Annotated in this window: 7 protein-coding genes, 15 tRNA genes and 1 rRNA gene; all 23 read left to right on the top strand. The window is 35.8% G+C overall.

Annotated features, from left to right (window positions below; translation table 11 throughout):
- Nucleotides 1-190, top strand: a 23S ribosomal RNA gene (locus tag T537_RS0108400); the annotation flags it as partial.
- Nucleotides 191-314: 124 nt separating this feature from the next.
- Nucleotides 315-386, top strand: a tRNA-Asn gene (locus T537_RS0108395).
- Between the two features lie 41 nt (nucleotides 387-427).
- Nucleotides 428-499: transfer RNA gene (locus T537_RS0108390), tRNA-Glu, on the top strand.
- A 29-nt stretch (nucleotides 500-528) separates the two neighbouring features.
- Nucleotides 529-600 (top strand) — tRNA-Thr (locus T537_RS0108385).
- A 7-nt stretch (nucleotides 601-607) separates the two neighbouring features.
- Nucleotides 608-681, top strand: a tRNA-Ile gene (locus T537_RS0108380).
- A 29-nt stretch (nucleotides 682-710) separates the two neighbouring features.
- Nucleotides 711-784: transfer RNA gene (locus T537_RS0108375), tRNA-Asp, on the top strand.
- A 41-nt stretch (nucleotides 785-825) separates the two neighbouring features.
- Nucleotides 826-898, top strand: a tRNA-Val gene (locus tag T537_RS0108370).
- Between the two features lie 25 nt (nucleotides 899-923).
- Nucleotides 924-1010 (top strand) — tRNA-Leu (locus T537_RS0108365).
- A gap of 28 nt (nucleotides 1011-1038) precedes the next feature.
- A tRNA-Arg gene (locus T537_RS0108360) sits at nucleotides 1039-1112 on the top strand.
- A gap of 200 nt (nucleotides 1113-1312) precedes the next feature.
- On the top strand, nucleotides 1313-2473 hold the full coding sequence (locus T537_RS0108355; RefSeq protein WP_031557201.1) for a THUMP domain-containing class I SAM-dependent RNA methyltransferase: 1161 nt from the start codon (nucleotides 1313-1315) through the stop codon (nucleotides 2471-2473).
- 29 nt (nucleotides 2474-2502) lie between these two features.
- Nucleotides 2503-3090 carry an RdgB/HAM1 family non-canonical purine NTP pyrophosphatase gene (gene rdgB / locus T537_RS0108350; RefSeq protein WP_031557200.1) on the top strand — a complete coding sequence of 196 codons (588 nt, stop codon included), beginning with the start codon at nucleotides 2503-2505 and terminating at the stop codon, nucleotides 3088-3090.
- Nucleotides 3083-3574: a metallophosphoesterase family protein gene (locus T537_RS0108345; protein WP_031557198.1), complete on the top strand. Its 492-nt coding sequence runs from the start codon at nucleotides 3083-3085 to the stop codon at nucleotides 3572-3574. Before rdgB ends, T537_RS0108345 begins: the two co-directional genes overlap by 8 nt.
- A gap of 224 nt (nucleotides 3575-3798) precedes the next feature.
- A tRNA-Pro gene (locus T537_RS0108340) sits at nucleotides 3799-3873 on the top strand.
- Nucleotides 3874-3891: 18 nt separating this feature from the next.
- Nucleotides 3892-3962: transfer RNA gene (locus T537_RS0108335), tRNA-Gly, on the top strand.
- A gap of 4 nt (nucleotides 3963-3966) precedes the next feature.
- Nucleotides 3967-4040: transfer RNA gene (locus T537_RS0108330), tRNA-Arg, on the top strand.
- 12 nt (nucleotides 4041-4052) lie between these two features.
- Nucleotides 4053-4126 (top strand) — tRNA-His (locus tag T537_RS0108325).
- Nucleotides 4127-4227: 101 nt separating this feature from the next.
- Nucleotides 4228-4299: transfer RNA gene (locus T537_RS0108320), tRNA-Gln, on the top strand.
- Nucleotides 4300-4327: 28 nt separating this feature from the next.
- Nucleotides 4328-4400, top strand: a tRNA-Lys gene (locus T537_RS0108315).
- A 190-nt stretch (nucleotides 4401-4590) separates the two neighbouring features.
- Complete coding sequence (locus T537_RS0108310; RefSeq protein ID WP_027438330.1) at nucleotides 4591-5424, top strand: Mrp/NBP35 family ATP-binding protein; 834 nt, start codon at nucleotides 4591-4593, stop codon at nucleotides 5422-5424.
- A gap of 98 nt (nucleotides 5425-5522) precedes the next feature.
- Nucleotides 5523-6752, top strand: a complete 1230-nt coding sequence (locus T537_RS0108305) for a glycosyltransferase family protein (RefSeq protein ID WP_031557196.1) — start codon at nucleotides 5523-5525, stop codon at nucleotides 6750-6752.
- Between the two features lie 51 nt (nucleotides 6753-6803).
- Nucleotides 6804-6885: transfer RNA gene (locus T537_RS0108300), tRNA-Leu, on the top strand.
- Between the two features lie 106 nt (nucleotides 6886-6991).
- Nucleotides 6992-7885, top strand: coding sequence for an aldose 1-epimerase family protein (locus tag T537_RS0108295; protein ID WP_031557194.1), 894 nt, complete (start codon nucleotides 6992-6994; stop codon nucleotides 7883-7885).
- 238 nt (nucleotides 7886-8123) lie between these two features.
- The gene (locus tag T537_RS13080) at nucleotides 8124-9722 is read left to right on the top strand and encodes a right-handed parallel beta-helix repeat-containing protein (RefSeq protein ID WP_242839176.1); all 1599 of its coding nucleotides are present in this window, start codon (nucleotides 8124-8126) and stop codon (nucleotides 9720-9722) included.
- Nucleotides 9723-9913: the final 191 nt, after the last annotated feature.

Raw genomic sequence — 9913 nt, 5'->3', positions numbered from 1 at the left:
TGCATGGCCGAGTAGCCAAGTCGGGACGGGATAAACGCTGAAGGCATCTAAGCGTGAAGCCCCCCTCAAGATGAGATATCCCATACGAATGTAGTAAGACCCCTTGAAGACGACGAGGTTGATAGGCAAAAGGTGGAAGCGTGGTGACATGTGGAGCTGATTTGTACTAATAGGTCGAGGGCTTAACCAATTAAGGTTAAGGTTTGGATAGAGAGTGAGAAATCACTGAACATAAGCGAGGGTTATTCTTAGAGAATGACTTACGGATGAATATATTTAATGTGCAGTTTTGAAAGAGCAATCTTTCAGGTTATTCCTCGATAGCTCAATGGTAGAGCACTCGGCTGTTAACCGAGTTGTTGTAGGTTCGAGCCCTACTCGGGGAGCTGTGATAGAAAATATCACTATTTGTTACAGAACTATATAAGGCGCCATGGTCAAGCGGTTAAGACACCACCCTTTCACGGTGGTATCAGGGGTTCGAATCCCCTTGGCGTCATAGAGTAGAGCAAATGATTAGATTTTCATGCCGACATGGCTCAATGGCAGAGCAGCTGATTTGTAATCAGCAGGTTGTTGGTTCGACTCCGACTGTCGGCTCTTAATTGGACCTTTAGCTCAGTTGGTTAGAGCAACCGGCTCATAACCGGTCGGTCCTGGGTTCGAGTCCCCGAAGGTCCATTTGTTCTACTCATTTTTTAAGATAATTTGGCCTGGTGGCTCAGCTGGTTAGAGCGCCGCCCTGTCACGGCGGAGGTCGTGGGTTCGAACCCCATCCGGGTCGTTTACAATTTAATATTGTAAAGTAAACATGGTTTACAAGAAGGGGTCTTAGCTCAGCTGGGAGAGCATCTGCCTTACAAGCAGAGGGTCACAGGTTCGAGCCCTGTAGGCCCCATTAAGTCTTTAATGACCATATTTAAGCCGGTGTGGCGGAACTGGCAGACGCACAGGACTTAAAATCCTGCGGGACTTATACTCCCATACGGGTTCGATTCCCGTTGCCGGCACTAAACATCTTAGATGTTTACTTTATATGTACGTGTAGCTCAGCTGGATAGAGCGTCTGGCTACGGACCAGAAGGTCGCGAGTTCGAATCTTGTCACGTACATTTGACCTTGCAACTAATATTGCAAGGTTTTTTTATTATATAGATATTTTTATATAATTGACATTAAATTTTTTTAGAATTATTATTAGAATGAGTATGTTATAATTATGAAGATAGTTTGATTGAACCTAGTGTAAGCAATCTTCTATTTAAAGCTTACTATTTTCATAAAGAATAATATAACAAAGTAGGAGTTATTAATGAATACATTTGAATTGATTGCACCATGTCATTTTGGACTTGAATCAGTATTAAAAAGAGAAATATATGATTTAGGATACGATATATCTTCTGTGGAAGATGGTAAGGTTACTTTTGTTGGTGATGCAGAGGCTATAACAAGAGCCAATATAAATTTAAGAACAACAGAAAGAATTCTTTTAAAAGTTGGTCAGTTTAAAGCTGTAACATTTACAGAGTTATTTGATCAGACTAAGGAATTACCTTGGGAAGAATTCATTCCTAAAAATGGTAAATTCTGGGTAACTAAGGCAAATTCAGTTAATAGTAAATTGTTTAGTTCTTCAGATATACAGTCAATTGTTAAGAAAGCAATTGTAGAGCGTTTAAAGATTAAATATAGAGCGAATTGGTTCGAAGAAGATGGAGAAAGTTATCCAATCCGAGTAACAATTATGAAGGATATAGTAACAATAGGCTTAGATACAACAGGTGTATCATTACACAAGAGAGGATATCGTCCTGTAGCAGGTAAGGCACCTATATCTGAGACTCTTGCAGCTGCCCTAATAAAGCTAACACCATGGAATAAGGATAGAATTTTAGTTGATCCATTTTGTGGTAGTGGAACTTTTGCAATAGAGGCAGCAATGATGGCTGCTAATATAGCACCGGGAGTTGATAGAAACTTTGTTGCTGAAAAATGGACTAATTTTATAGATAAATCTCTTTGGCAAGAAGCAAGAGATGAGGCTATTGACTTAGAGAACATTGATATTGAAACTGAAATTCAAGCTTATGATATTGATGATGAAGTGATTAAAAAGGCAAGAATAAATGCTAAAAGAGCAAGGGTAGATCATTTAATCCATTTTCAGAACAGAGATGTGGCTAATTTAAGTCATCATGGTAAGTATGGATTTATAATTACAAATCCACCTTATGGCGAGCGTTTAGAGGATAAAAAGACATTACCTGCAATCTATACAAATTTTGGTAAACAAACAGCATTATTAGATACATGGTCAATATACATGATCACATCATATGAGGAAGCTTGTAAATATTTTGGCAGAAAAGCAGATAAGAATAGAAAAATCTATAATGGTATGTTAAAGACATATTTTTATTCATTTGTTGGCCCAAAGCCACCAAGAAAGCCAAGGGAAGATAAAAACTAGATTTTATAAACGTAATTGGGAGAAGTATCATGAAAAAGATTATTTTAGCATCTAATAATAAGAATAAGGTTATAGAAGTAAAAGATATTCTAAAAGATTATGAAATTGTTTCGCTTAAGGAAGCTGGTATTGATGTTGATGTAGAAGAGAATGGAACAACATTTGAGGAAAATGCCCTTATAAAGGCTAGAGCCATAGCAAAGCTAACAGGAGAGATTACAATGGCCGATGATTCTGGATTGGAGATTGACTATTTAAATAAGGCTCCAGGAGTGTATTCTGCGCGATTTATGGGACATGATACAAGTTATGACATTAAAAATAGAGCATTAATAGAAAAACTAGAGGGTGTAGAAGGACAGGATAGAAGCTGTCGTTTCGTATGTGCAATAGCAGTAGTTTTTCCAGATGGAAGAGAAGTGGTAAAAAGAGCTACTATGGAAGGCTTATTAGCTAAGGAAATTTCAGGGGAGAATGGCTTTGGCTATGATCCAATAGTTTATTTACCAGAATATAAGATGACTTCTGCATCCCTTTCGCCAGAAGAAAAAAATAAAATCAGTCATAGAGGTAAGGCATTAAGATTAATAAAAGGGGAATTAGAAAAAAATGCATAGAGTAATGATAGTTAGTGATACGCATCGTAGGGAGGGCAATTTAGCACAAGCACTCTTTGATGAAGGTCCAATTGATATGTTAATACATTTGGGCGATTTTGAAGGGAATCAAGATATAATTGAGGAAATGGCTAATTGTAAAACTATAATGGTGCCAGGTAATAATGATTTTGATTCACATATGCCATCAGAAAAAGAAATTACAATTGCAGGGAAAAAGATACTTTTAACACATGGACATTATTATTATGTATCATTGGATTTGCAGACTCTCAAGGAGGAATGCAGAGCACGAGATATAGATATAGTAATGTTTGGACATACTCACAGACCAGTGATTATAAAAGAGAAAGATTTGACCCTAATTAACCCTGGAAGCATAAGTTATCCACGTCAAGAAAGCCGCAAATGTACCTACATAATGATGGAATTCGAAAATTTTGAAAAAAATTGCGAAATTCACTTTACAATTAAAGAATTATAGTGTATAATTCATAACTGTTGTGACTGCCACGACATAGGCCACTGGGAAGTAGGCAATGGCAGAGAAGCAACAGTTATGAATGTAGTTTTTATCAGTCTTTGATTGATAGCTACTCATCAGAAAGAGTTAAAAAAGTCAAAAAAATGCTTGACAAAAACGACTCACTGATGTAAAATAATTCTTGTCGTTACGGACGACAAGATAACAACAAAGCTTAAACACCTCGGGGTGTGGCTCAGCTTGGCTAGAGCGCTTGATTTGGGATCAAGAGGTCGCAGGTTCGAATCCTGTCACCCCGACTTACAACTAAATACTACGCGGGTGTAGTTCAATGGTAGAACACTAGCCTTCCAAGCTAGATACGTGGGTTCGATTCCCATCACCCGCTTCGTGTGTCCGTAGCTCAGCTGGATAGAGCAACGGCCTTCTAAGCCGTGGGTCGAGGGTTCGAATCCCCCCGGGCACACTATTTTTTATGGTGGGTATAGCACAGCTGGTCAGCGCGTCAGATTGTGGCTCTGAAGGTCCAGGGTTCGAATCCCTGTACCCACCCTTTTTTAATTTAGAGGCTGGATGAATAGCAGAAGTTATTAAGGGGAACTCATTTAACGCAAGTTTGTACGATGTACATAGCTGTTAATTTATATTTACAATGGGCTATCGCCAAGCGGTAAGGCACAGGGTTTTGATCCCTGCATTCGCTGGTTCGAATCCAGCTAGCCCAGTTGGATTATATATCCTAAGTTTCTATAAGGGTTCATAGCTCAGTTGGTAGAGCACTAGACTTTTAATCTAGGTGTCGCGGGTTCGATCCCCGCTGGACTCATACTAAGTCGGAAGAATTTTTCTTCCGACTTTTTTTGTGCCAATTTTTCGAGAATATAAGTAGGTATTTCTGTGGCAGTATAAAGTGTCACTTTTATATAAGAAGCTAAAAGATAATCCAAAGTGTCCGCTTTACAAGTTTAGAGCATGATGTATAATTACTTATGTAATTATTAACTTTGGAGGATAAAATGAGCGAAGAATATAAGAATGAAGCAAATAATGCAAAATCTATAGATGAACTTAAACCACCAAAAAAAGAAGAAGAAAAGAAAGCAAATAACTATGATGGAGTTAAGAAGGTTATTGCAGTTGTAAGTGGTAAGGGTGGCGTTGGAAAGTCATTAGTTACTTCTATGTTATCTGTAAATTCACAGAAAAAAGGTAATAAGACAGCAATACTAGATGCTGATATTACAGGACCATCTATACCAAAGTCTTTTGGTGTAAGTGAAAGAGCAATGACAGATGAGTCGGGTTCAATAATTTACCCAGCAATAACTAATACAGGTATTAAGATGATGTCATTAAATCTTCTCGTTGAAAATGAAACAGATCCAGTAATCTGGAGAGGTCCAGTTATTGCCAATGTGGTAAAGCAATTCTGGGAAGAGGTATTATGGGAAGATGTAGATTATATGTTTGTTGACTGTCCACCTGGAACAGGGGATGTGCCATTAACTATTTTCCAGACATTACCAGTTGCAGGAATAGTTGTAGTAACATCACCTCAGGATTTAGTTTCTATGATTGTTGAGAAAGCAGTTAAGATGGCTAATATGATGAAAGTTCCAGTATTAGGTATAGTTGAGAATATGTCATATTTTGAGTGCCCAGATTGTGGAAAGAAACATTATATTTATGGTGAAAGTCATATAGATGAAATCGCTAAGAATCTTAACATTAATACAGTAGCTAAATTGCCTATAAAACCAGAAGTTGCAGCACTTATAGATTCAGGTAAAGCAGAAGAAATTGATGTAACAGCCCTAGATGGAATATTTGAGGCAATAAAGCAAGCATAGATTTGCAAGCATAGATTTGCAAGCATAGATTATAAAGACAATAAAATAAGTATTAACATTAGAGCTAATAAACCGGCATAGACTTTTGGGGGTAGTGTATGAAGTTGATTATGTTTAAGGGTGGAGTTGAAACCTTGGAATTTTTTTCTATGGAAATGTCAGAATACTTTTGCGAAAAAGGATATGAGATATTTTGGTATAACCTTTTATTAGGTGCAAGTGAAGAAATAAGACTTCGAGAATTTATAGAAAGAAATAGACATGAGAAACTTATAGCCATTACCTTTAATCATGAAGGAATTGCTGGAGAAGAAGGCTTGTATAATGATAATAAAAATATATGGGATGAGACCAACATAAGAGTTATTAATATTGTTGTGGATCATCCCCTATATTATCATAAGTATCTAGAACTAATTCCTAAAGATTATTATCAAATAAATATCGACAGAAAACACGTTGAATATATAAGACATTTTTATCCGGAAATTAAGAATGTTTCTTTTTTACCAACTGCAGGTACTAATCTTAATAAGAATCACAATATTTTAGAAGACAAAGACTATTTATCAATGGACGAAAGACCATATGATATTGTATTTGTGGGAAATTTTACACCTAATAGTATTTTAAAGAAGTATATTGAGAATATGGGGGAACCCTATATAAGTTTTTATAATAGTGCGCTTACCTATGCAATTAATAATCCTAAAAAAAGCATTGATGAAATTGGACATTTTTTTCTTACTAAGGAGATACCAGCTATTACGGATTTGGAATTTAGGGAAGCAATGCAGACATTTATGTACGTGGACTTATCAGTTAGGTTTCATTACAGAGAATTGATGATTAAAGCTTTGTTAAATTGTGGTTTTAATTTAGTGGTGGTAGGTGAAGGATTTAACTATATGAATTTGGAATCACGTAAGAATTTAGTTGAACTTGGCGGGGGAGACACACAAAAATGTCTTAAAGCCATATCCCAGGCAAAGATTGCGCTAAATGTAATGCCTTGGTTTAAGGATGGCAGCCATGATAGGATTTATTCTTCCATGTTAAATGGGGCTGTGGTTTTAACGGATTCATCAAAGTATTTAGATGAGGAGGTTTTAACTAGGGATAATTCCATTGTGTATGACTTAGATATGCTTAATAGCTATGAAAAATCTGGCTTTGATTTGGCTGTTTTAAGAGATTTTAGTGAAAAAATAAGACATTTGCTTAATGATAGAAAAAGACTCTCAAAAATGGCAAATACAGCCTTTAAGCAGGCCTCTACAAGGGATACATGGGAAATGAGAGCTAAAGAGATAGAAAAGTTTTTTTGAATTAAAATTACTTGACGATGATAAAAAAACATGATAAGATAATATACGTTCGCGGATATGGCGGAACTGGCAGACGCGCTAGATTTAGGTTCTAGTGGGGTACCCCGTGCAGGTTCGATTCCTGTTATCCGCATATATGATAAGACCGATTTGATTGTGATTATTTATGATAATTCTTTCGAATCGGTTTTTTTATTATAACTTAGAATTTATATAATTTAGAATTTATTGGAGGTTTTATGAACTACGTATTAGAAAATGAAAAATTAAAGCTAGTTGTGGATTCTCTTGGTTGTGAGATTAAGTCTGTAAAGGAGAAGGAAACTAATAGGGAATTTATGTGGAATGGAAATCCTGATGCATGGAAGAGAACAGCACCAGTGTTATTCCCAATTGTAGGCAAATATAGGGACAATGAAAGTCTTTATGAGGGTAAGACATATACAATGTCACAGCATGGTTTTGCAAGAGATAATGAATTTGATTTAGTTGAAAATAATGGACATAAGTTAGTTATGAAATTACTATCTAATGATTCTTTTAAGGAGAAATATCCATTTGATTTTGCTTTGTATATTGAATATGAGTTAAATGACAATAGAATAAAAAAGACATTAAAGGTTGTTAATACAGATAATAAAGAAATCTATTTTAGTATAGGTGGACATCCAGCCTTTGTTTGCCCTGAGCTTAATGAGTCACAGGCAGGTGTAAAAATTTGTTTTGAAGAAATGAGACAGGATAATAAGGATTCTCATAAGATTTTTTACAAGCTTTTAAGTGAAGATGGTTTAGTTGTTAATAAAGAATATGACTTAGAATTAGATTCAAATTATGAGTTTAGAGTGGATAAGACATTTTTTGATAAGGATGCTTTAATTGTAGAAAATGGACAAGCAAAGAAAGTTTCCCTGGCATACAATGGTAAAAAATATGTTACTGTAAATTTTGATGCTCCTGTTTTTGGACTTTGGTCAGCAGCAAAAAAAGATGTGCCATTTATTTGTATAGAACCATGGTATGGTAGAGCTGATGCTGTGGATTTTAATAAGGAGTTAACTAAGAGAGAGTGGAGCAATAAACTTTTGGTTAATGAAGAATTTGTAAGATCATATGAGGTTGAATTCCTATAGGATTGAATTTATCATATGAGGTTGAATTCCTGTAGGATTGAATTTATTATATGAGGTTGAATTCTTATAGAATTGAATTTATATTAAGCTCCCAAAATGTTAACATTGCACAAAAAAATGTGAAAAATTTGTGAAAAGTTGTGACTATTAAACATAAGGGATTTGTGATAAATTATTACATGTTCACGACAACATTGAACATTGGCATTATTGTGACGTTTTGGGAGGTTAGTTATTTATGAGACAACTAAAAAGAATTTTTTCATTAGTTATGGCACTTGTACTTGTACTAGGTGCTAGCATCGTATTAATGGCAACAGAAACATCTGCTGCATCTACATCTTGGAATTTCAAGAATACTTCATTTAAGAGTCTTGGTACAATTTCAAGCACAAAGACAGTTGAGGGACTTACACTCGTAGCAACAAGTTCTAAGAAAATGTCAGTAAAGGCAGAGAACGCTACTGTAGATGGCGTATCTTACACACATTGCTTAGCTCTTGGCGGAACAGGAGATAAGAATGGTCGTTCTGTAAAAGTTCCAGTTAATGGTAACAGCACAATTAAAGTAGTTTTAAGAAGTAGCGGTTCTTCTTCAAGAAAGCTTATCGTTGCTAATTCAAATGGTAATTCAATGGGTACATTGACAGCAGGCACAACAGCTAGTCAGCAGACATTTAATTACACAGGTTCAAAGGGATACATTTATCTTTATTCTCAGAACAGCGGAATTAACATCTATAAGATCCAGGTTGATGATGCAAGCGCTTCAGGTTCAAACTCAGGATCTAATTCAGGATCTAATTCAGGATCTAATTCAGGATCTAATTCAGGTTCAAACTCAGGTTCAAGCTCAGGTTCTAATTCAGGTTCAAACTCTGGATCAAGCTCAAGCTCAGGCTCTAATTCAGGTTCTCAGACAAGTGGAAGCACAATCACTGTTAAGAACGGTGGAACAAGTTTAGAATCAGCTATTAAGAGTGCTAAAAAGGGCACAACAATTGTAATTGATGGTACAGTTAAGTCAGGTGCAATTACACTTCCAGCTGGTGTTAATATCGCTGGTAAGAATAATGCAACTATTGATTTTTCTCAGACATCAGGTTCATCAGGACGTGGTATTACAATTTCTGGTAACGGAAGCACAATTTCTGATGTAACAATTAAGAATGCTGCAGATAATGGTATCTTTATTTCAGGTTCTAATAATATATTTAAGTATGTAACATGCTGCTATAATGACGATGCTGGTTTCCAGGTATCTAATGGCGGTGCTAATAATAAATTCTATAATTGTCATTCACATCACAATGCTGATGCTAAGGGTGAGAATGCTGATGGTTTTGCTGTAAAGCTCCATTCAGGTGAAGGCAATTATTTTGAAAATTGTGTAGCTGAATACAATTCAGATGATGGATGGGATTGCTATGCTGCACATGGCGCAGTTAAGTTAATTAACTGCCAGGCTAATTACAATGGTTATTGCGATGGCATTTATGGTGATGGTAACGGATTCAAGCTTGGTGGTGTTGATAATAAGACACCAGGACAGAAGGCACATATTGATCCTTTAAATCATTATTTAGAGGGATGTAAGGCAATTGGTAACTATGCTGCAGGTTATGACAGAAATAACCAGAGCGGTGTTGTTACAATGAAGAATTGCTATGCAGAATCTAATAAGACATATAACTATAATTGGCCTCTAACAGGTACACCATCAGCTCTTGGTTACAAGGTAACATTCGGAAAGGCAATCATTCAGGATTGTACATCAAAGAGTGGTAAGAATAGAATTGATGGAGCTACATTAAAGGGTAATTGCGTAGGTTTTTAAAAGTAATTACTAATATATAATGTCCGAATTTTTCAATTACTAGATATTCGATACATAAATAAAAAACGACAATTTGTTGTTTAAAGGCTATGGCCACAATGATGCCACAAAGAAGCGTCACCATTTATTTGGTGGCGCTTTTTTTAAAACTCTAGATTGTGGCTTTAGGGGCTTATAGCTTAAATTTTTAC

This window comes from Lachnospira multipara LB2003, assembly GCF_000702205.1.
Classification (GTDB): Bacteria; Bacillota; Clostridia; order Lachnospirales; family Lachnospiraceae; genus Lachnospira; species Lachnospira multipara_A.
This window is presented reverse-complemented; position numbering and strand designations above follow the sequence as displayed.